This is a genomic window from Legionella lytica (assembly GCF_044626755.1).
GTDB classification, from domain to species: domain Bacteria; phylum Pseudomonadota; class Gammaproteobacteria; order Legionellales; family Legionellaceae; genus Legionella; species Legionella lytica_A.
The window spans coordinates 1-21405 of sequence record NZ_JBGORX010000010.1; the positions used below are offsets into that span (position 1 = coordinate 1).

Genomic DNA, 21405 nt, shown 5'->3' on the forward strand with positions numbered 1-21405 from the left:
TGGGGAATGGCGATGAATAAGGGATTAACTTTTAGGATGGGGCAAACCCACGTCCAACGATATTTACCTTTATTATTAGATAAAATTTTAAAAGATGAGATTGATCCCTCAAAAATCATTACTCACCGGATGAAGTTAGCCGATGCTCCAGATGCCTATTTGAAATTTAAAGAAAAGCAAGATGGGTGCATTAAAGTGGTTATGACTCCTTAGGAGGAATTATGGATATCTATGATTATTTAAAAATGGATCATGACAAAGTTGCACATTTATTTAAGTTATTTGAGCAATCAACTTTGGAGTCGCGAAAGCGAGAGATTGTTGCTTTGATTAATAAGGAGTTACTAGTTCATGCTCATGCGGAGCAAGAAATTTTTTATAAGACGCTCGAAAAATTCCCTGAAACACAGGATATTGCACAGCATGGAGAAAAGGAGCATGGTGAGCTTGAAGCGCAACTCCAAAAAATAAATGCGGCAAATAAAGAAAATTGGGAAGCCGAGGTCCTGATCTTAAAAGAGTTAGTAGAACATCATGTAAAAGATGAAGAGGGAGAAATGTTTAACAAAGCGAAATCGGTTATCTCTGAAGAGAATGCTCTGATATTAAAAGAAAAAGTCCATTATTTAAAAGGGGTTTTTTTACAGTGGTTGTCCAAAAAGGAACATGAATCTTTTGAGGGATAAAGGATATATCAAGATATAAATTGGGAGTTCGCCAGCCAGCATGCACCATGATAAGGAGATTAAATTAAATAGCTTCACTGAAGCAGAAGTTTTTAATTGCCTACAAGACCCTCTATTTCAGTGGGTGTATCGTTCGTAATCGGTTGCACTCCCTCTCTAGGAAGTGCAGGTGCTTAATTTTCAACACGATTGACGCTAGAACTCCTAATCAGAAAACCTATACTAATGCTGAGTATTAATGTATAATATTTGAACATTGATTTATCCCTGAAAGGTTAAGCATGACAGACTCCTGTCCATCCACATGGAAGCACGAGCGTGAACCAAAACAAGCTATTTTTAGCTTATTATCAGAGGCTGAGTTGCTATCCTATGAGGGCTGGCTTTGTCGTGGGACCCAATTACCGGACGTGCTTAAGCTTAAAGAGGATTATGCGCAAAACTATCTGTACGTAATTAATAATGACACTAAAGTATTATATTATATAACCGAAGATGGAAACGCTGAAACAGTATCCGGTAAACAGTTTGATTTTACCACCTTTGAACAAGAGCTTGAGAAGCTTAGGCCATACTCTTCCGAAGAACCTGATGTGTGGGCTCTTAGCCATCAGCAGTTTCAGAATTTAATCACTTTGAATGGAGGTCTTACTCCCAAGAGCCACGCTAATCCGCTCATGGTCGCAGAGATTGATTTTGCACCGGATGATTTAGTGGCACTAAACTATCTTATCAGAGCATTAATTCCTTTTAATGAACTATTTGGTGATTTAGATATTCAATTAAAGCGAGAGCTGGTGGCGCATATCATTGCTACGAGTGGTGCTCAATATTACCCGGACGCATTGGCTACTTTACTGATTAACTTTACTAAGACTTCTCCCCCTGTTTTTTCAGATTTACCGGTGAAAATCCGAGAAGAAATAGCAAAAACCGTCTTCTATGCGCAGCGATCTCTGGAAGTAGCGGAGCAGATGCGTTTTTTATATGACGAGGGGTTCCTTGCGGAGGGTGATGTAGATTGGCCTAATCTTTCCAATGTTCTAAAACAAAGCCCCGAACCCAAACACTACGTGGCTGCGCTCAAGAGTTTATGCCGTGAGGATTTGCAACTTTTTTCACAGTTCTTGGAAAATACCCAATTTATACCTGAAAACACTTTTGATTTGCTGGCCTTTTTAGCTAAAATCTCAAAGGAACACAGGCTTACCTACCTGAGACTTTCTCAGCACCTTTTATCACCCTTTATTCAAGATGTTTCGGATGCGCAACTTATAGAAATTTTTGAGCAGCAAGTGGTGCAGAAATTTTTACAGCATGTTGCTTATGGCCAACAAGATGAGGCCGAAGCTTTGCTTCAATCAGAGCATAATTTCGCTCAAAAGCTTCTTACTGCGAGCAAAAATCCGTTTATCGATTATTCGGGAAGGACATTTACGTCTACTGCTTATGAATATGCTTATTGGGCTATGGATACTCATATGCGCCGCATGTTAGAAAAACACATGGACAGCAACACCAAAAAGGTCATTTTTGGACTGCTCCAACACATTCCAACAGCTGGAGGACTAGAGTACCTTGATGGTACCGGAACCATGCAACGCAGCGCTCATTTTGATTTTAGTGAACTTAAAAAAGCATTGCTAGATTATCATAATGGATATGAAGAGAGAACAATGACTGAAAGGGAGGCGGCATGGAGGGACGTAGGCAAAGCACAGCGCGATGTTCCTGCTCATGTGGCTCACGAATATTGTAGGCCAGACCGTGCATTTCATTGTTGCCCAAAATTTAACGGGCGTAGCTTACCGAGGGTTCTAACCCTTTCCAGCCGGTGGACAATTCCGGGGGGGACACATTCCTGGTTTCCTTTAGCACCCTCCACTGGCCTTGGTTTTAAGGACGCAGCACATCGCATGTGGTTCGAGGATGGGGCAGGAGTGAGTAGTGGTAGCATTGGCACAGAGGTGGTGTCAGCGGAGCATGATTTGAAAGCGATTACTCGCTTAGAGAAAGTGAGAACCGCTGATCTTAAGAAGTCGCTTAATAATTTAAAGCCACAGGCAATATCCACTGTATCTGAAGCCGCTTTGTGCGGTCATAAGGCTACTAAATATGCTAAAAAAGTGGTAAAAGTACCATCAGTAGTGCCTTCAATACCTATACGGCTCCCATTAGTACCGGATTTAGCCATACAAGAAAAGGAATTTAACACGCTCGTGCGTCGATTGAGTGATATCGCTTTGAGGTTAGAGCTAAAACGTCGTTCTAAAGTTTATGCAGATGCTTCGAAAGCAGCACTGCTTTTATCACATAAACTTCAGTTAACTGGAGAAACTTTTTTTGCTAATCCTGATGCGCAGGCGCTTAAAGCCTTTAAGTCCAGTTGTAAGAATATATTTGCATCCAAAGAAGCACAAGGATTAAAAGAACATCGTGAGCTTTGGTACCAAATCCACCCCATTCTCAGAGGAATTTTAGGTGTATTGGCTGCTTTAGCAATTGTCCCAGCGCTTATTGTTAGCGTAACTTCAAAGCACGGTTATGCCGGTACTTTCTTTACCCTCCCTGAAACTACTAGTGGACAGGCATTGAGTAAATTAGCATTTCAACAGGCCAAAAATGAAGCTGAAATAGAGGCTGAAATGGCAAAGTTCTCAAAATAATTTTTATTATGCTAAGTAATAAGAGCATTGATCGGGGCTTGATGGGTAAACAAAAAGAGATAGAAATAGGGGCATCCTGCTTTATGCTCTCTAATTGAAGGCAAGATGCCATCTTTAAACGTCAAATTAAATTTTAGGTAGAATGTTTTTGTAGATGATTCCATCTTTCATGATAATGAGGAATTTGTTAGCTGGATCGGCGATAATACTTATGTCTTGTAAAGGATCTCCGTCAACGAGGAGCAGATCGGCTAATGCACCTTCCTCAACCACTCCCAGTGTTCCTGGGTAGGGATTTCGTGCTCCGGAAAGTGCGAGTAATTCTCCATTAACCGATGTTGCCATAATCAGAGCTTCTGCAGGCGTAAACCAACGGGTGAGATTCACAATGCCTTGTCCCTGACGTTCTGCCAAAGCTTTTGAGAACAGGATATCGGTCCCAAAGCCAGTTTTGATTTTGAACTTTTTCACAAATCCATACATGGAATTAGTTCCCTGGATGATTTGGCGTTTTTGTTCTTGCTGACTAGGTGAAAGCATGGCGGCACCGCCAAGATCTACAAACGGTTGAGTGCTCAACCAGATGTTTTTTTCAGCCATTAGTTTTGCTGTTTCTTCATCCATAAGATGACCATGCTCGATCACTTTAACGCCAGCTCTTATCGAACGTTGAATAGCAGGTGGCATATAAGCATGGGTAGCCACATAGGTTCCCCAACCGGCAGCTGCCTCAACCGCGGCGTGCAATTCAGCTTCGGTAAACGTAGTGACATCAAGGGGAGTCAGTGGCGAAGCCACACCGCCACCTGCCGTCATCTTGATTTGAGACGCACCTTGCATTAGTTGTTCGCGCGTGCGTTTGCGAACTTCATCTGGGCTGTCCGCAATGACACTTCCGCCCAAATGTTCTATACGACTCATAGCATCAGGGGTTCGCGGTAATTCCCAGAGTTCACGGAAATCCCCATGGCCACCTGTTACGGTAATAATTGCGCCGGATGGATAAATACGGGGGCCGGGAATAATATTTTCGTCAATGGCACGCTTAAGTGAGAAGACAGGACCACCCATATCCCGGACTGTGGTGAATCCACGCATCAGTGTGGCTGTGGCTTCGGCACCCGCAAGTAGTGTTGTGTATCCCATGTCGTTTGATATCATCTGTGCTGGAGTAGGGCGGATCAGCATCGCATGCCAGTGCATGTCGCTAAGGCCTGGCATTAGCACTTTGCCATTACCGTTAATGACCTGAGTTTTGGCTTGTTTAGTTACCGGAATAGGCGTGTTCGTAATCCGTTCAATGATGTTACCGCGGACCAGGACATAAGATGGTCCGGAAAGCGTGGCATTTTTCCCATCAAAGATACGCACATGTTCAAAAATAGTAACCGCAGGCTCCTCCGCCCTAGCGCCAATAAAAAAGACCATACAAAGGGTAAAAACGATGGCTACAGACCTTATTTTTATAATCACTGAAGAGCTCCTGTCAAATTGCTTTATTCCCTATATCGATTCTATTTACATTTTCGATGGAATTATAAATTATAATACTGATGTTAAGCCTTGAGAAAAAAATTCAAGCAGAAAAAAGGTTAATATAGTGATATGGTATAAAATTTAATTGATCCTAATATTGAATGAAAGAGAGTAATGGATATTTTACAATGTTTAAAAAGTTTCACTACAGTTGTTGAATGTAATAGCTTTGTGGCTGCTGCGCAAACACTGTCTATTTCTTCTTCCAAGATAAGTAAGCAAATTACGCATTTAGAATTGGAGTTAAAAACCAAATTATTTATCCGATCCACGAAGCAGTTAATATTAACTGATAAAGGGCAAATGTTATATGAGAAGGTTGGGAATTTATTTGATGAATTAAAAGTAATCAAAGAAATAGCTCTTCAGGATCTTCCCCTCGATTTGGTTACTTTAAAATTGTGTTTAACGGTGAGCCCTGCGGTGCTTTACTTAACCAATTTAACAACCCAGTTTATGGAGACTCATTCTGGAATTGCCATCGATCTGCACATTGGTTCAAATAGTGTGGATATGTATGAATATAACTTTGATTTAGCAATAACATTTGATGTAATTCGACAACCTAATATGATTTGTAAAAAGCTATTTTCAATTCAAAGAGATATTTATGCTTCTCCAGAATATTTGGAAACCCATGGTTATCCTGCTACCCCAGACGAATTAATCAATCATAATTGTTTAATTAACACGATTTATGGCCTACAAAATAAGTGGATATTAAATTCACAAATTATTCATGTGTCGGGTAATTTTAAAAGTAACAATGCAGAGGTCTTAAAGCAGGTGGCTTTAAATGGACTTGGTTTGATTTGGGTTCCTTATTTTTCCGTGCAAGAAGAAGTTCAGGCAGGCAAACTATTGCGAGTATTACCTAATGACAAATCGCCTGAAATCATGCTTTATGCAATTTACAAAAAGCATAAAAGAAATAATGAATATATTGATTTATTCGTGCAGTACCTATGTGAGAAAATAGTTACAGACCGGATAATAGAACTTGATTAGCTAGGCTTCATGTAGGCCCCCTTTACGCCCAGGATTTTGGAGATCATAGGTAACAAACTGAACAACAATAGATCTAATTTGGGGCGGGGAGATTGTTTTTCCACTTATAGCCAGAGTCGCAACTCAAATAGCTATATTCCTTTAAATTTTGTCATTGTAATCTACCCAAATCGGTGATAATACCCAACACAATTATTAAATTCGGAACTGATATATAATGTTAAATAAGAGAAAATTTACAGGAATTAATGTCGAGACCCTAGTGCTAGTTGCTGTTTGGGAAACCCCTTTTATCTTTCAGGGATGTTTTAAAATTACTGAACTACAAGGGAGCAATACTGCTTTGTTTTTCTTTAGATGTCAGGCTAATCAGGTGCAACAATCAGATATTCTTCATAATGATTTTTCATGTGAACAATATGAATTTACCCACTTATATAATGAAGAAGGTCTGATTCAATTAAGTAACCTGGATGAGGCGCAAGAAGATGCTCTTTATTTATTAACATATGCTCTACATGTAACCTTGGGAGAGATGCTATCTAGTAGAAAAACACATTTTACTTCGATAGATGATATTGCAATGCAAGCACTGATTAATAAAGTAAGGCCAATTTTAAATAGAGAATTAACTTTACCTGAAGAGGATCATATTGGATTTGCTGTGGCAATGGATTTTTGTCCAAAAGAAGACACAGCTTTATTAGCTGCTTTGGGTTTACTCGGGAAATTAAATTCTAAAACTATAAACACTCATTAGAAATTATTATCGAGGTCATTATTTAAATATTTTGCGTTCATTTATACCAATTAATCACCCTAAAACCAATACCAACGAACAAAAAGACCTGACTCTTGTTTAAACCTATTAGCGAACAATACTCATTCTTATTTAAAAGCAAATGCTCGCGGACGTGGGTGTTATATGAAAGAGCCCTTTACAAGTGCACGGCACCAAAAGGATAAAGGGAAAATAAATAATTTTTTTCTGTTCGCTCTTTTAATTCAGTTGCTACATGCTGTACTAGGCTTGAAGGTAATGGAATGGTAGGATGTAGCGTATGTATTAATAATAATTTTAACATCTGTAAATCATTTAAAAGTTCAGATTGCCCATTTTGGTTAAAAAACCATAATAGAACGGCGGAGGCTATAGCTTGCAGTGTGCAGAATTTTTTTCCATAAATAAACCACTCATAGGGTTCGTGATAAGGCACGCAAGCAGGCCGTTCTTGTATCCATTGGACCATGGCTTGTATTTGTTGTCTAAGCTCATTCAATAAAGGAATAATTTCTCCATCCGCTTGTAAATAATCCTGAATCTCATCCCAATATTGGTTAAGCGCATTAAATACAATGTCCCCACCATGGCAGGATAGGGTGATGCTTGCTAAGTCAATTTCTGGTGGTGTTATCGTAAGATTAAAAAATGCTTCAGCCTCATCTATATTCTCTTGCTTATTTCGTCCAAAAACAGCAGTCATCTGCAACAAAATAGAATGCAAATTCACTAAAGAATTACCATCACCAAAGCTGATTAAAGGCACGTCACGTAAGATTTTTTGAAACATACCATGGTAATATTCATCACGTAAATAATAACGCGCACCTAGAACTTTGGCCAAATCAGTAAGCATTGCTTCGCATTGAGTGGGTACTAAATACTTACATATAGAAGAATATAAAGACATTTTCTTGGGGAAGAAATTCAACGCTCTTAAACTGATAATGCTACAAGACTCTGCCAATAAGTAATCTGCAAACGCATGGACCATTGTTTCCTGCGCATGAGGTATTGCAAATACGGGCTGACCATATAATTTTCTTTCTAAAGCAAATTGCATTACTAAGCGTAAGGCTGTATCAGTAGCACCTAAAGCTAAACAAGGCGCTACAGAACGGGTTACATTAAACACTTTGAGCAATATTTCTAAGCCTTGCCCTGATGTTCCAATCCGTGCGCTGGCGGGAATTTTTAATTGTTTAAAAGAGAATGATCCCATATCTGCACCACGGACGCCATGCGTGCGAATTTTGCCATGCGTTTGAAAATTTGTTTCATTTAAAAATTGTTTATCCACTAAATAAAAAGAATAGCCCCGAGGGCCATGCTGCTGATTTTCACTTACAAAGACCATATATGCATGAGCCTTAGTGGAATGATTAATTAACCATTTTTTACCATTAATAACTACATTCTCCTCATCCAAGACAGCGAAACATTCATCAGCTAATAAATCTGAGCCATGCTCGTGTTCGGTCAAGCCCATGGCGATACGATGGCCTTTTTTTATTAAATCCTTAGCTAACTCCAGCCCTTCATCTTTGCCGGCAATCCAGGCAGGACAGGCTCCCAAAAAGGGCATACAAAATGAAAGTCCCAACGTTAAGTCTCTTTGACTAATGATACGTAAAATAAAACCCATTTCTTCAAAATTATTTAGTTTTCCTCCATGCATTTTAGGAAGTAAGTAATGATGCAAATCCATTGCATAGAGGTATTGTAATAAATGCTCAGGATATTCTTCAGCTTCATCTGCCATGCGAATGTTTTTAAAGGATAAAATATTTTTTTCCTCATGTGCAGAACCAAGGTATCTATCTAGAACTTTTCCTATTTCCAATTGAGGATAAACGTTTTTCTTTTGCATATTCATCTCTTAGAAGCGTGTAAAAATAGTTATAGTATAGTTGACGAAATTAAATATGCGGCTACACTTGTATAAATATTGTGCAGTGCGAGAAAATGATGAGCGAACAGACTGTATGCAATTTAGAACAATTCTGCTGTAAATTTATCAGTAAAGAATTAGGTGCAAAACAAGTTGATGTACAACAAAACTTTGATTCATTAGGGCTAAGCTCCATTCAGGCTCTCTCCATCCTTTCCGATCTGGAATCAGCTTTAGATATTTCTCTACCCGAAACCTTATTTTGGGATTGTACAAATGTCCGCGAGCTTACTCTCTATTTGTCCGAAAACTATGAACAGTTAGAACAGAAGATGAAGGTATAAATCTTTTACGTTGGTTGCCCACTTACTTTTTTAACCTGCTAAGGTGTATCATGGAATCTATTGCTTCTGAATTTGTAAATAAAAATTTAGCCCACCCTAATAAAATTGCGGTGGAGTTTTTTGCACACAAATCCTCAAAAGTCCAAGTCAATTATCAAATGCTGATTCAGCGGGCTCAAAATTTAGCCCAACACCTCATCGATTCGGGTTATAGCAATCAGCGGTTGTTAATTATTATTGAGCCTGGCATTGATTATATTATTGCTTTTTGGGCGTGTATCTTTGCAAAAGCAATTGCGGTCCCTGTAATGGTCCCCTTAAATAAAAGTGCTGCGGATAATCTTAACCATATTGCCCATAATGCTGGAATTGGTGCAGTATTAACGAGCGAAAGTATTCAGAAAAAATTGCGGCAATTGTATGCGATTAATAAATTGGCAAACAATCGTATTACTCAATTCGCTCATAAATTGCTTAGGAAAGTACACCAGAACATTAAGCTAAGTATTAATGATGTTTCTTGGATTATTGGAAGTCATTTTTATGAAAATGCTAAACCCTATACCTTGGTCCCAAATATCGAGCATGACCAAATTATTTTTTTACAATATACCTCGGGCTCAACCAATAATCCTAAAGGCGTGATGGTTACGAACCGATCCTTATTAGAAAATTTAAAACAAATTAATGATACTTTTGTTTGTAAAGTAGATAAGGTGATTAGTTGGCTGCCTCCCTATCATGATATGGGCTTAATTGGTACGATGTTATGTTCATTATTATATGGCAAGACATTATATTTACTGTCACCATTTGATTTTATTAAAAATCCTCTGAATTTCTTACGTGTAATAACCGAAGAAAAGCCCGAAATTTCAGCCATGCCTAATTTTGCTTATCGATTACTGGCAAGTAAATTGAGGTCTGGGGATGCGTCTGCCTATGATTTAAGTTCGATGAAGTTTTGGCTCAATGGAGCGGAACCCGTAAATCACCATACTATGGATAATTTCGTTCGGGTTTTTTCTAAAGTAGGCGTTAAACCTGAAACAGTATATCCGGTTTATGGTTTAGCAGAGGCAACCTTATTGGTGAGCGGTGCAAAAGAAGCAGGGGAAGCCTATTTGACCATCTATATAGATAAAGAGGCTTTTTTTGACAATAAAATTGTAATTGTGGATGAGAGTCATCCTCATGCTTTAGCGACAGTCAGTTGTGGTCGCGTTGTAGATGGTATCGATTTTCGAGTTGTTAATCCCGAAGATACCCACCTTTGCCAAGAGATGGAAATTGGAGAAGTTTGGCTTGCAGGTCATAATATCACTTCAGGATACTGGAAAAATAAAGAAGAAACCACCAAGTCCTTTCATAATACGTTAGACACCCACGAGCAAAAATATTTCCGTACCGGCGATTTAGGATTTATCTATCAGCAACAGGTGTTTATTACAGGGCGTCTTAAAGATTTAATTATTTTAAATGGTAAAAATTATTATCCCCAAGATATTGAAGCTTTGCTGGAAAAAGCCGATCCAGCGGTACGTGCCGGCTGTAGTGCTGCATTTGCCGTAAAATATGAAGATAAAGAAAAATTAGTTATTGTTTGTGAGGTAAAAAAAGTGGTGGATGTTGAGCTGGTAAAACGCAATATCCAAGGAAAAGTTGCTCAAAATTTTCATATAACAGTAGATGAAATTGTGCTTATACAATCTCGTTCCATCCCGAAAACTACCAGCGGGAAAATAAAAAGAAAGCAAACGCTACAGCAATATCTGAATCATGAACTTAAAGTAGTAGCTTAATTTAATTATTAAGGAATTTTGTAATGAAAAAAACAAATCAAATAGAACCGTCTGTTTTACTTTCAAATGATAAAACACCCATAACCTACTTTAAAGTTGCTGAAGAGGCTAGTGATAAAGTGCTCTTATTTCTTCACTGTGGTGGAGGCCATATTAATGAAGCCTATCTGCGGATGGCCGCAGGGCTTAACCAATTAGGAATAGGCTGCTATTTAATGGATTTACGTGGACATGGTCTGTCTGGTGGGAGACGCGGTGATACTCCGGATAAAAGCCAATTATTTGCAGATATGGATATAATGCTGCAATTAATTCAGAGTGAAAATCCTCACGCTAAAATTCTAATTGGAGGCCATTCAATTAGTGCTGGTTTAATTCTTAATTTCATAAATCGGAACGTGCAGCCGATTGCAATTAGCGAACTTTATTTTATTGCACCAAATTTTGGACGTTATTCTAACACTTACCGCATCTATCGTAAGGATTTATTTGTTAAGTCAATTAATTGGTTTAAACTATTTGCTTACCGATGGAGTAAGCATAATTATTATAAAAATGATTACGTTGTGACCTTAAGGGTTGATAAGCAAATGTTGAAAAAAGACCCTTTGTTGATTGCTCAATATACTAATGAAATGGCAGATGCACTAACCCCGCAGACCCCTATTCAGTGCATAAGTAACCTAAAAATTCCTTTCAATGTTATTGTAGGTGGTAAAGATATTTTATTTAGTGCTAAATTATTACAGAGATTTTGTAATAAGTCGTCCCAATTAAATCAGTTTATTATTGTTCCAGAGCTTAATCACTTTTCGATTATTAAAGAAGTGCCGCAATTGTTTAAAAAATCCTTGGCTGCCTAATAGAGGCCTGTTGCAAAAAGATTAAAGTTAAAAAATCTTGGGCGGATCTATTGGGACTGTGACCAACTCGTTAGGATTATTTTTATCTGGAAGAAAGCCATATTCCAAGGGTGGCAAAGGGCTTCAAGAAAAACCCGCCACAATCGCTGCTGTAAAATGTTTGACTTGTTTAAGTGGGTTGATAAATATCTTTACCCATTGTATTTATTCATCCGCTCTAAAGAATGATGAAAAATTTTTAGCAATTTCTCGGTATTAAACATGACCTTCTTACTATTTGCTGTATGCGTAGAGTGTTTTCGCATAAATGCTATAGTGTAAAATAGCCTATAAAAATCCAATCTTGATTGTTCGGATTTATCAAGATGTAAGGCGGCTGCCCAGTGATCAGTATATACAGTATCGAGACCTTCGAGTTCAAGGCAGGTGCTTGTTAACGCAATCACTAGCAATGAATCACCAAAGCAAATTTCATCAACATCTACGATGCCTGTAATTTTACCGTTGAGCACCATGACATTTCGTTCGCTCGCATCCCATAAAAAAGGTCTTGGTCGAACAACTTTAAAATTCTCTTCCATATTTTGTGCAATGTTAAGAACTTGGCTCGCTAATTGTGGGTTAAAAACAGTGGTATTAGTTAACTGCTCTTTGTAAAACATCAGTCTTTTTGATAAAAATTCATACCATGTCGTTTCGATTGAATTATCCTCATAACTATCAAGAATACCAAAGCCATGTCCTTCTTGAAGCCTGTTACAAAGAGCTTGTATGTTAATCATCTCAAGAGCTAAATTTTTCTTATCTATATCAGTAAGTTGAGGATATACATTTATAAGATCATCACCTGGCAATCGCTTCATTAATAACGCTGGATACGGGGAATACTCACCATCTAAATCTGATTTAATAAATTCGGCTAGAGGAACCCCCTCAGGTAGAAGCATTTTCTGCCATGCAAGAGCAGCATGAAATTTATGCTTGTGACAGACATCAGTCATACGTATTACGTATTCTGCAGCCGTAGTCTTAACAGCATATACAAAATTCTGCTCACCAGTTGGCATTCGAGTTGTAGATAGAACCTTTTCCTTTGTCATTGCACAGACAACAGAGGAGGTGATTTGTTCATTTATTGTCAAATTAGTGGTTTTCATTAGGCGAAGACAACTTAATCTTAATTATATTAAGTATATCATTTAAATATTCCTCCAAGCCTGTCTTTATAGGGTGAATAAATTCACTGAGTAAAGCAATATTAAAGGTGACATGGTAGTCACTATTATTAACTATCCCACCTATGACTACCACTCAATCATTTAATTGGCATTACTTCAGGCATTTTGTATTTACCCTGAAGTATTGATTTGCCAGGGCCATACAAGCGAAGAATCAGATAAAAATCTTTTTCTGGAATGGGTAGATAATTATTATTTTTCGAATTGGATTGCTCATCAGAACTTAAAAAGATTGTATAATAGCCTTCTGAATCAGGTTTTAGTGTTCTATCGCCGCGGCTATGACGGTTCATTTCATTATGTGCCATCAACCTATTGTCTATTCCGTAAACTGTGATAGACCAAAATTCACTGACATCAGGGGCTTTAAAGCGCATTTTATATTGTTTCCCTTTGCTCCCGTTTAATTGTTTACCATCCGAATCAAGATCTGTTTTTATATACATTGCTTCGGAAGGAGGTAGTCCCCATTGTCCTAGATATGTCCCTTCCGCAAACTCATCCCGGGGGGACTCGCCTAGTTCTGTTCTAGTTCCAAGTAATTTTCTTGCATCAGTCATTCTTGGTGCAAGTTCCTCTAGTTTTTTTATGCCTAATTTTTTACCAACTTCGGCCGCTTCTAATTGCTCCTCTGTCAAATCCTTATTACAAGGCGCTAATCCGATTTCTTTATATTGATTTAACCATTTTTTGTCAGCATGAGCTAAGGTTCCTTCGCACAATATAAAATTCGCAATTTCAATCCAATTATTCTTTTTAGGGTCGGGGTAGTGGCGTTGTTTTTGTTTTGGCCCTTTGACCCCTAAGTATTGTGACAGTGTTCGTACATTCCATTGGTCCATGTAATTTTGAGCAATAACTTCGTCCTTAGTATTTAAAGCCATAATACGACCCATTAACTTTACCAAGTTAGAGTCCACCCGAATAACTTCAGTGATACTTTGAGGAATTTCACCGTTCCAGTTTTTTGAGGCAAACATGAATCGACCACCCTTAGTCCCTCGGGTTCTTGAGCCAATGATTGCGTCGGTATAATGTCCCATATCCATTGTGTGTAAAATCCAGTATCGTCCTTTATCCATATCAGGTACCGTGACAACTACTGGCTCAGCCGCTACATCAAGCCACCCCATCAGATGTAAGGTGTCATTATTTATACTAGGGTGTGCAGTATAAGTGTCATCAGCAATTTTACGAATATTTTGAAATTGATTTAAGGGATAATCAGATTTAACTGCCGTCTCATAAAAGAAATTATAAGCTTGAACCATGGGGTATGCATAAATGAATGCTTCTTCAGCCATTTTATCTGAGATATTGCCTGCAAAGGAAGGTAGGGACATAAAGTAGAATGCAGCCAGTGATTTTTTATTCATAATTGTTCGATATTTGATGGTTGATTAAAATATAGCTAATGAATTTTAACTTTTCAAATAGATGATTTTTTTATTTCTTTTACAAAAAAGAAATAAAAAATCGCCTCCCGAGGTTCGCTATAATGATTAAATTCTGAATGATAGCGAAGCTCCTTTGGATCAAGTTCTTTTTTTTCACAAAATGCGGTAGGCAAAGCCTTCCCCTCGATTATGGGAGGAGTTCGAATTACGCTTCATCCTTTGATCAAGGACCTCGATCGTTCTTTAAATCACAGTTTAATATTTGTTTTATCTTTGGTTGGTAATACATGGAGTTGTTTTTCACTGTCCAATACTCACATTTTCCGATAGGAGACCGTCGCCTTTCTCCATTTCTTTAACAAATTTATAATTAATTTAACATCACATTTGATAAGCATAGGATTAATTTAAGAGCAGCGCTGCTAATTATGGCTCTGATTTACCTACAATCTAAGTTTTAAACTGCATGTTTAATCCTGCAAAAACTTGAGTTGTAGGTTGTGCTATTCCCTTAGTTGATACTGAAAACTGTGGCTCAATAAACAGGTTAATACAGTTTTTCCGGATTGGATTACCTTGCCTAAACCCATACCCAGAGGTATGGCATGACGATCATTTTTAAAATCAAACACCCAGATTGGTGCGCTACGTAAATAAAACCCCTTACCCAATTGTATAAAACCAAATGGCTGTATGGCCATAAGACTCGTATGAGTACGGTTATGAGCACCTGCAAAATCGGTTTGATAAGTCACCAAACCACCATACTGAATTTTTACAGATTCCGCATTAAAATATACTGCTGTTAATCCACCTTGCCACTTACCTGAGCCGAGCTCAGAGGGATTTGCAGTGGGGGCCGCAATCAGAGGCCCAACCCCAGCACTGACTGATGGATTTCCAGTATCAAATAGATATGTTGCCAAGGCGTTGAAATCCCCAGAGCCACTTTTTTTATTAAAAGCTGATATTGGATAGGTTGTAATAGGCATTGATGCCCTTAGTAAAAACTTTCCAATCGGTTGCGCGTAACGCACCCATCCGGTATCACCTGTTTGGTCAAATCCTGAAATATCAGAATAATAGTTTTGGAAATTTAAGGCAGTCATATTTGCTAAAGGATTATTAGCTTGAGCATCTGCATTGTCTGAGCTAGCTGTGGTATTTAAAAAAAGTAAAGCGAAAGATAACAGGTTAAATGTAATTTACTTTCCGTGATAATAATCTATTCAAAATAATAGAGCTTTTAATCAAACCTAACTTAAAATCCGGTCAAAATCAAACTGATACATAGCCTGATGAGGATAAATATCAGGTAAAGAAAAGCGGCCTAAAATATAAAAAAGAGAGGGTAAAAAAGAACCTTAATTAGTAAAAATTAGGATTAGCCCCATTGGAATATATCTGCTAGACTCGTCATAAAAAGATAGGGACTACGCATACTCACGGAAAACATCAAAGTATTTCGTCATAACTATTATCCCATGCTTAGGATACGGAGATTCTATGTCTAATAAAAAATGTGTAGCATTTATCTCAATGCTTTATTGTTTTATTTGTCCCCATACCAACGCTCAAACTCTTACAGTAAAGCCATGGGAAACCGCATCTGAAGTCCCAGGAGTACCCAAAGGAACTATAATGACCCCAGCATATTCTAAAGCACTTGCTCGGAATATTTACATATGGGGTTGGCCATTAGTGAATTCTTACAACCGTCGTACGATGTTTGCAAAAGCACCAGCACCAGGTTTAAATGGTGGAATTTTGCCAGTTGCTCCTGTTGGCTATGTCTCCATGCTTACTGATTATATTTCTCCTGCTCAACGCTGGGTGGCACATCCAAACCAAGATGTGGTTTATGGTTTTGGATTTGGTGCTGTAAATGATGAGCCCGTTGTATTACAAATTCCTGATTTCGGAGATAGATTTTGGGTTTATGCAATTTATGATGCAAGAACAAATGAATTTTCTAAACTTGGCAAACAATATGGAACTAAACCGGGCAATTATCTCATTGTCGGACCTAATTGGAAGGGGAATATACCAAAAGATATTAAAGGGGTAATTTATGCCCCCACAGAGCTGGTTGCTATAGGGCCAAGAGTTTTTATGAATGATTCTGCTGAAGATAGAGCGGCTATTCAATCAGTTATAAATCAGATTGTAATTTATCCTCTTAGCAAATATACCGGAAAGTCGCAGACTGTTGATTGGAAGAATGCCCCCATCTTTAAAACCCAAGGTAATACCGAAGGCGAAACACAATGGGTTGATCCTGCTTCTTTCTTTAATCAATTACCGGGGATACTTGATAAAGTGCCCCCATTACCTGGGGAGGAAGGGCTATATGCTCAAATGAAGGCATTGCTTGCGGCAGCTTCCTCTAACCCCGAAATTGCTCAACTGATACAACAAGTAGCAATTAATACAGAAAAAGAGATTATTTCTGAATTTTTTAATTTTAGAACTAATGGCGTCAATCTTCCTGGTGGCTGGACATCTCCCCCTAATGTAGCTCGTTGGGGGTATGATTATGCGACGCGAACCGCAACAGCTAAATCCAATATGTATGTTAATCAACCCGCTGAAACGCGTTATTTTTTTGCAGAAGTAGACAATAAAGGACAACGTCTAAATGGAAATAGCAACTACACCCTAACCTTCCCAAAATTTCAAACCCCGCCTGCAAATGGATTTTGGTCTTTGACAATGTATAACTCACTTCACTTTTTCGAAAAAAACAATCTCCATCGATACTCATTAGGAACTAAAAATCTTAAGAATATGAAATACAATAATGATGGCTCCTTAACTATTTATATTCAAAATGCTAGCCCTGGTAAAGAAAAAGAATCTAATTGGCTGCCTGCTCCTCAAGGAAAATTTGAAATGACTATTCGTACTTATTGGCCAAAGGAAGAAGTTAATGAAGGGCATTGGTCACCACCGCCCGTTATTCGAATGAATTAATCACTTACATAACTCTTGTATTGATGCTCTTCGTTGTGTGTATGGAAGGGAAGACGCTCAAAGCAACATCGATTATTGAGTTTTGATAAATTTTTTAACGTATATTTAGAGATGAAATGATGCAAAAAATTATTAATACGTTTTTTGGAAATACAGTACTAGGAGCTCTTTTATTAAGCTCAATGATTGCGACCGCTAAAGCAGCTATCCCGTTATGGACTTTTGATCCTATAACTAGTACCAATATTATTTTACCATATAATGGAGTTGCCCTCGTCCAATATAAAATAACCAATCAGTCCAGGAGAACACATAATTTAATTATGAATCCGATTCGAGGTGTCACGCAAATTACTACAGGTCAAGGAGTTTGTGGTGCTGTCTTTTCTCTCCGCAATAAAGAATTCTGTACTTTATCTTTACAAATAGCTGGGAGTCAGTTAAATAGTCCAATTACCGCTGGCCCTATAGTTTGTCAAGAGGGGAATCCGAATCAATGCTATCGACCAGGCGCAGCTAATATGTTACACATTATCCCAGCCCCGCCGATAACAAATGCACTAATTTCCGTGACAAAATCTCCTTTGACGATGACGATAAATGGCCCCACCGGTCAATTGATAATTAACAACAATTCTACTGATGTTACTGCTACAAATATTAGCTCAAGTTTTGCAGGGACTGCCTTAAATGGCCAGGTTACAGAAACAGGCAATACCTGCAATAGCGTTGCACCCGGAAACAGTTGCATCTTAACTTATTTACCAGGCAATAATGTAGTCCCGCCAACTAATTTTAGTATTCAAGGAACAAATACTAATATTTTAACAGCAACTATAGATATTCAAGGTGGTGGCGTTATTGCGTGTATGGGAGGAGGAGCCCTCAATTTAATAGCCGCACCAGCTAATAACGGTCTGGTTAGTGCCTGGGGTGGGGCTGGGACGATTACTCACGCACAAAATGATCTTAATGGTGCCGCCAATACCACAACCATTGTAAATATGCTAGGCAACAATAATGGAATACCTTATGCAGCTCAGATTTGTGCTGAACTTGAAGTTGACGCTCAAGGTAATACACCCTGCCAAACAGGGGTCTGCTATAACAATTGGTTCCTTCCGGCCAAGGATCAGCTCGCCTGTTTATTTACCAATCGTGCTACTATCGGTGGTTTTGGTGTGGGGTTTTATTGGACTTCAACTGAGTCATCTACCACTCCCGCAAATCTATCCTGGATTCAGAATTTCAGCAGTGGTAGCCAAAATACCGATAATAAGTTCAACAATGCTCAAGTGAGATGCGTAAGATCTTTTTAAATATTAAATTACAGAAATGAGCAAATGTGAATTGCAGATAAGTTAATGAGTCCAGTTAGGGGTTCTAGAATATGCCTGATGAAAGGTGGATGCTGTGACTGGATCATGGAAGAAATGACAAAAGTGTTCATTTCAAAAAAATAATAATACTATCATGAGGTTATGTATTGCTCATTAATGTCTGGTATTAATCTAGGTAGATGCGTGATTATTGATAACGCTGTGTGGTATTGAAGTTATCATTTAGATCTTATTACCAGAGTATTCTTCAGGCGCATCAGGGAATTTACTTTCATCTTCCGGGTGTACAACAAAAAAGCGCTGAGGCTCATAAGTTTCTTCCTCTGTTTTTCCAGCCTTTTCTGTCGTTTTAATCTGACTATTTGTTTTTTTTAATGGAGGTTCAATTATTTCGTTTAATGCTCCTTCTTCGTGAGCTCTTTTCTTAATGTTCGATTTGAGTTCTTCCGTATAAAATGGTCTAAAAAGTTCCTGTCTTATTTGTAATGTTTCTATACATTTTTTTGCTTCTTCAACGGTTAAACCGGATTCAAATGCAAGCACTAAAAGCTCTTCATTTGTAAGCTCAACAATTTTGTTAATAACCTCATTAATCTCTTCTTTTTTATTGAGTAAGCTTTTAAGTGATGAATCCTGATAATCAAGATATTCTAGAGTATCTAATAATAGATCATCAGGGAAATCATCTAATTGAACATCTTCTGGTGTTAAATCTTTAAATAGAGCGCTAAAATATGGATCTGCTATGCTACTTTCGGGATCTTCTTGTAGGGACATATAATTAACACCACCCATAATTATGCGAAAAGGATCGGTTAATACTTTTTCTAAAGGTAGCTGAAAAATGGCTTCATCAAACTGAAAGCTACAACCGGGATCTATTCTAACTGCGACTATACCCTGGCCATTTTTATCCGGAACAAATCCAATATTGCTATTATCCCAATCAATCTCACCTAAAAAATAACCTGTAAGGACGACAGCAATTAGGTTTTTTATTTGTTCAAAAGAATAACTTTCACCCTTATATCGGATATGAAGAGGCGATTCCTCATCTACTTCAAAGTCTTCAAACTCATAAAGGATATTAGATGCTCGTCTATAATCCTCTTTGCCTAGAATAGCCAAATGATAATCAGGCTGATATTCGCCTAGTATTTTACTAAAAAGTTTACCTGTAAATACTGCCAAGGCATGTTCATTAACATCTGGCAAATTTTGGCTAGCTAAATTGTTATCTGTAACATGATATTCAATATCATTATTACCAATAAAAATGAATAGCTCCTCTGTTTCTGTAAGCTGTATCTCTTTGTCTTCAATTTTTATATACATAAATGGTAACTTATAGTCCAATTATGATATATTATAGATTATCTGTATTAAATATATTATTTCCATGAAAATAAAGTTTATTGAAAGAATTTCAACATACTTTTAAAAGAAAATAAGACAGGAAAAATTCCCTTCCCCTCAAAAAAAACGGATTAAGGTGCGTGCGGAAGAAATGACAAAAACGTACAATTCACCAAATTCTGCTAACTTATTTAATAATAGGTTCTGTCTCTTCTTTACCCTGTTCTACATTGTCGCCAATACAACTAATGTAGAGATAATTTATCTACTCTATCAGTGTGTTTCAGGGGGAATATTAACCGCTATGTTGTTTTTGATTATCAGATGATCTTTTTACCAGGTCTTGGACAAGGTCAATAAGTGTCTATTTTGGAAAATAGATCTTTCCTAATTGGAAATTTGAAAGAATTTCCCTATTTTTTTATTTAAAATCAAGGTAGTTAAAACAATATTGCTTATTAGATTGCCTTTAGCCATTGTTTTCCACAAGACAAACAAACTGGTACTATTATGAGCATATCTAATTGTATTAAGGTGCGACATGCCAAAGCAAATTCAATATCTTTATAAAATGAAGCCCGTGTTTGATCTGTGTAATCAAGAGAATGTAGTTGAACTCTATAACATGATTTCGGCTGAAAATTTTCTGGCAAATATTGAATTATCGGAAGAGGGTGAAGTACGATTATTGAGTGAATGTGCATTGGATGAAATTAGACTATTTGAAAGTGCATTACGAGAAGAGACGAGAAAAAATAATTTAAATCCTTTTTTTAGAGCGTATATTCGTAACCTGTTTGAATTGCATGAACATAAAAGAGCAATCGAAGAAAAAACTCAGTTATTGGCTTCTTATCCTGAAGAGCAACAAAAACTGAATGAACAATTTGAGAAGAAAGCGACTAGACTTGAAATGCTCAAACGCAGTAATGAACCGGGTATCCAGGAAATTGAAAAAAATTGTGCGGCATTAAAAGCTGAAAGAAATAACTATGAACTATTCCAATTTGTAGTGGTGGTTATTACTATGTTACCGATAGTCCCTTTAGGATTTATATCATCCATTGCCGCTTTAATAGCAATCCCCGTAATATTAGGCGTCGTCCTATTGGAAGAAAAATTTTTTGAATCAGGAAATAGTTTTTACACTGATAAACTAGAGGAATTATATGCGAAACGCTCTTCCTTAAAAGAACCTATCTCTAATTTAGAGATAGATCTCAAATCAACTAGAAGAAGAATAGCTTCACTGGAGCAAGTGAATAGTGACACTCAAGAGCAATTACAAAAATTAAAAGAACAACAAGCCACCTTAGAAAAGAAGATAACTAATTTTAACCTCGAACAATTGGCTCCATTAAACTTAAAAAGCACTTTATCTAAAAAAAGCATGTTTAAAGAAGAGGGAACTCCTGTATCTTTCAAAAATGCTCCGGAGACTGATGAGGCAGTGGAGCAACCGAAGCTCTTTTAAAGAAGCTGGGTTTATAGATATAAGCCCTTATACTCTGAGCGCGTAGTCAG

The 21405-nt window shown here is 37.6% G+C and carries 17 protein-coding genes; 11 read left to right on the plus strand and 6 right to left on the minus strand.

What is annotated here, in order from left to right; all coding sequences use genetic code 11:
- The 3 genes from ACD661_RS14965 to ACD661_RS14975 form a co-directional block, all read left to right on the plus strand.
- A partial coding sequence (locus tag ACD661_RS14965; RefSeq protein WP_472975200.1) for a hypothetical protein occupies nucleotides 1-213 on the plus strand: 213 nt, incomplete at its 5' end.
- A gap of 8 nt (nucleotides 214-221) precedes the next feature.
- Entirely contained in the window at nucleotides 222-686 is a 465-nt protein-coding gene (locus ACD661_RS14970) for a hemerythrin domain-containing protein (protein ID WP_400188677.1), read from the plus strand.
- A 281-nt stretch (nucleotides 687-967) separates the two neighbouring features.
- Nucleotides 968-3352, plus strand: a complete 2385-nt coding sequence (locus ACD661_RS14975; protein ID WP_400188678.1) for a hypothetical protein — start codon at nucleotides 968-970, stop codon at nucleotides 3350-3352.
- A gap of 126 nt (nucleotides 3353-3478) precedes the next feature.
- On the opposite strand, the gene ACD661_RS14980 is transcribed toward ACD661_RS14975, so the two are convergent.
- Nucleotides 3479-4825, minus strand: coding sequence for a metal-dependent hydrolase family protein (locus ACD661_RS14980; protein WP_400188679.1), 1347 nt, complete (start codon nucleotides 4823-4825; stop codon nucleotides 3479-3481).
- Nucleotides 4826-5002: 177 nt separating this feature from the next.
- Between ACD661_RS14980 and ACD661_RS14985 the strand changes: the two genes are divergently transcribed.
- Both ACD661_RS14985 and ACD661_RS14990 read left to right on the plus strand, forming a co-directional pair.
- A complete protein-coding gene (locus ACD661_RS14985) occupies nucleotides 5003-5896 on the plus strand; it encodes a LysR family transcriptional regulator (protein ID WP_400188680.1) in 894 nt (297 codons plus the stop codon).
- 217 nt (nucleotides 5897-6113) lie between these two features.
- Nucleotides 6114-6656 (plus strand): hypothetical protein, encoded by a 543-nt coding sequence (locus tag ACD661_RS14990; RefSeq protein ID WP_400188681.1) that lies wholly within the window; start codon nucleotides 6114-6116, stop codon nucleotides 6654-6656.
- A gap of 178 nt (nucleotides 6657-6834) precedes the next feature.
- On the opposite strand, the gene ACD661_RS14995 is transcribed toward ACD661_RS14990, so the two are convergent.
- Nucleotides 6835-8547: an acyl-CoA dehydrogenase family protein gene (locus tag ACD661_RS14995; protein WP_400188682.1), complete on the minus strand. Its 1713-nt coding sequence runs from the start codon at nucleotides 8545-8547 to the stop codon at nucleotides 6835-6837.
- 95 nt (nucleotides 8548-8642) lie between these two features.
- Here ACD661_RS14995 and ACD661_RS15000 point away from each other — a divergent pair, with 95 nt between their 5' ends.
- Genes ACD661_RS15000 through ACD661_RS15010 form a run of 3 tightly spaced genes read left to right on the plus strand, consistent with a single transcriptional unit; the run spans nucleotide 8643 to nucleotide 11577 of the window.
- Complete coding sequence (locus tag ACD661_RS15000) at nucleotides 8643-8912, plus strand: acyl carrier protein (protein ID WP_400188683.1); 270 nt, start codon at nucleotides 8643-8645, stop codon at nucleotides 8910-8912.
- 50 nt (nucleotides 8913-8962) lie between these two features.
- Entirely contained in the window at nucleotides 8963-10714 is a 1752-nt protein-coding gene (locus ACD661_RS15005; protein ID WP_400188684.1) for a fatty acyl-AMP ligase, read from the plus strand.
- Between the two features lie 23 nt (nucleotides 10715-10737).
- Nucleotides 10738-11577 (plus strand): alpha/beta fold hydrolase, encoded by an 840-nt coding sequence (locus tag ACD661_RS15010; RefSeq protein WP_400188685.1) that lies wholly within the window; start codon nucleotides 10738-10740, stop codon nucleotides 11575-11577.
- A 191-nt stretch (nucleotides 11578-11768) separates the two neighbouring features.
- Here ACD661_RS15010 and ACD661_RS15015 read toward each other — a convergent pair whose 3' ends face one another.
- The 3 genes from ACD661_RS15015 to ACD661_RS15025 form a co-directional block, all read right to left on the minus strand.
- Complete coding sequence (locus ACD661_RS15015) at nucleotides 11769-12734, minus strand: phosphotransferase (protein ID WP_400188686.1); 966 nt, start codon at nucleotides 12732-12734, stop codon at nucleotides 11769-11771.
- A 158-nt stretch (nucleotides 12735-12892) separates the two neighbouring features.
- Nucleotides 12893-14191 (minus strand): DUF1254 domain-containing protein, encoded by a 1299-nt coding sequence (locus ACD661_RS15020; protein WP_400188687.1) that lies wholly within the window; start codon nucleotides 14189-14191, stop codon nucleotides 12893-12895.
- Between the two features lie 524 nt (nucleotides 14192-14715).
- Nucleotides 14716-15204 (minus strand): hypothetical protein, encoded by a 489-nt coding sequence (locus ACD661_RS15025; RefSeq protein WP_400188688.1) that lies wholly within the window; start codon nucleotides 15202-15204, stop codon nucleotides 14716-14718.
- A gap of 514 nt (nucleotides 15205-15718) precedes the next feature.
- On the opposite strand from ACD661_RS15025, the gene ACD661_RS15030 reads away from it, so the two are divergent.
- Together ACD661_RS15030 and ACD661_RS15035 are read left to right on the plus strand one after the other, a co-directional pair.
- Nucleotides 15719-17185, plus strand: a complete 1467-nt coding sequence (locus tag ACD661_RS15030) for a DUF1254 domain-containing protein (protein WP_400188689.1) — start codon at nucleotides 15719-15721, stop codon at nucleotides 17183-17185.
- A 116-nt stretch (nucleotides 17186-17301) separates the two neighbouring features.
- On the plus strand, nucleotides 17302-18504 hold the full coding sequence (locus tag ACD661_RS15035) for an Lcl C-terminal domain-containing protein (RefSeq protein WP_400188690.1): 1203 nt from the start codon (nucleotides 17302-17304) through the stop codon (nucleotides 18502-18504).
- 243 nt (nucleotides 18505-18747) lie between these two features.
- Here the strand turns inward: ACD661_RS15035 and ACD661_RS15040 are convergent, their stop codons facing one another.
- Nucleotides 18748-19860 carry a hypothetical protein gene (locus tag ACD661_RS15040; protein ID WP_400188691.1) on the minus strand — a complete coding sequence of 371 codons (1113 nt, stop codon included), beginning with the start codon at nucleotides 19858-19860 and terminating at the stop codon, nucleotides 18748-18750.
- Nucleotides 19861-20422: 562 nt separating this feature from the next.
- Between ACD661_RS15040 and ACD661_RS15045 the strand changes: the two genes are divergently transcribed.
- Nucleotides 20423-21355 carry a hypothetical protein gene (locus ACD661_RS15045; protein WP_400188692.1) on the plus strand — a complete coding sequence of 311 codons (933 nt, stop codon included), beginning with the start codon at nucleotides 20423-20425 and terminating at the stop codon, nucleotides 21353-21355.
- Nucleotides 21356-21405: the final 50 nt, after the last annotated feature.

Coding starts and splice junctions, on each gene's coding strand:
- ACD661_RS15005 (WP_400188684.1), top strand. CDS start 8,963: ATGGAATCTATTGCTTCTGAATTTGTAAATAAAAATTTAGCCCACCCT.
- ACD661_RS15015 (WP_400188686.1), bottom strand. CDS start 12,734: ATGAAAACCACTAATTTGACAATAAATGAACAAATCACCTCCTCTGTT.
- ACD661_RS15025 (WP_400188688.1), bottom strand. CDS start 15,204: ATGCCTATTACAACCTATCCAATATCAGCTTTTAATAAAAAAAGTGGC.
- ACD661_RS15030 (WP_400188689.1), top strand. CDS start 15,719: ATGTCTAATAAAAAATGTGTAGCATTTATCTCAATGCTTTATTGTTTT.
- ACD661_RS15040 (WP_400188691.1), bottom strand. CDS start 19,860: ATGTATATAAAAATTGAAGACAAAGAGATACAGCTTACAGAAACAGAG.
- ACD661_RS14970 (WP_400188677.1), top strand. CDS start 222: ATGGATATCTATGATTATTTAAAAATGGATCATGACAAAGTTGCACAT.
- ACD661_RS15020 (WP_400188687.1), bottom strand. CDS start 14,191: ATGAATAAAAAATCACTGGCTGCATTCTACTTTATGTCCCTACCTTCC.
- ACD661_RS14995 (WP_400188682.1), bottom strand. CDS start 8,547: ATGCAAAAGAAAAACGTTTATCCTCAATTGGAAATAGGAAAAGTTCTA.
- ACD661_RS14990 (WP_400188681.1), top strand. CDS start 6,114: ATGTTAAATAAGAGAAAATTTACAGGAATTAATGTCGAGACCCTAGTG.
- ACD661_RS14985 (WP_400188680.1), top strand. CDS start 5,003: ATGGATATTTTACAATGTTTAAAAAGTTTCACTACAGTTGTTGAATGT.
- ACD661_RS15035 (WP_400188690.1), top strand. CDS start 17,302: ATGATGCAAAAAATTATTAATACGTTTTTTGGAAATACAGTACTAGGA.
- ACD661_RS15010 (WP_400188685.1), top strand. CDS start 10,738: ATGAAAAAAACAAATCAAATAGAACCGTCTGTTTTACTTTCAAATGAT.
- ACD661_RS14975 (WP_400188678.1), top strand. CDS start 968: ATGACAGACTCCTGTCCATCCACATGGAAGCACGAGCGTGAACCAAAA.
- ACD661_RS15000 (WP_400188683.1), top strand. CDS start 8,643: ATGATGAGCGAACAGACTGTATGCAATTTAGAACAATTCTGCTGTAAA.
- ACD661_RS15045 (WP_400188692.1), top strand. CDS start 20,423: ATGCCAAAGCAAATTCAATATCTTTATAAAATGAAGCCCGTGTTTGAT.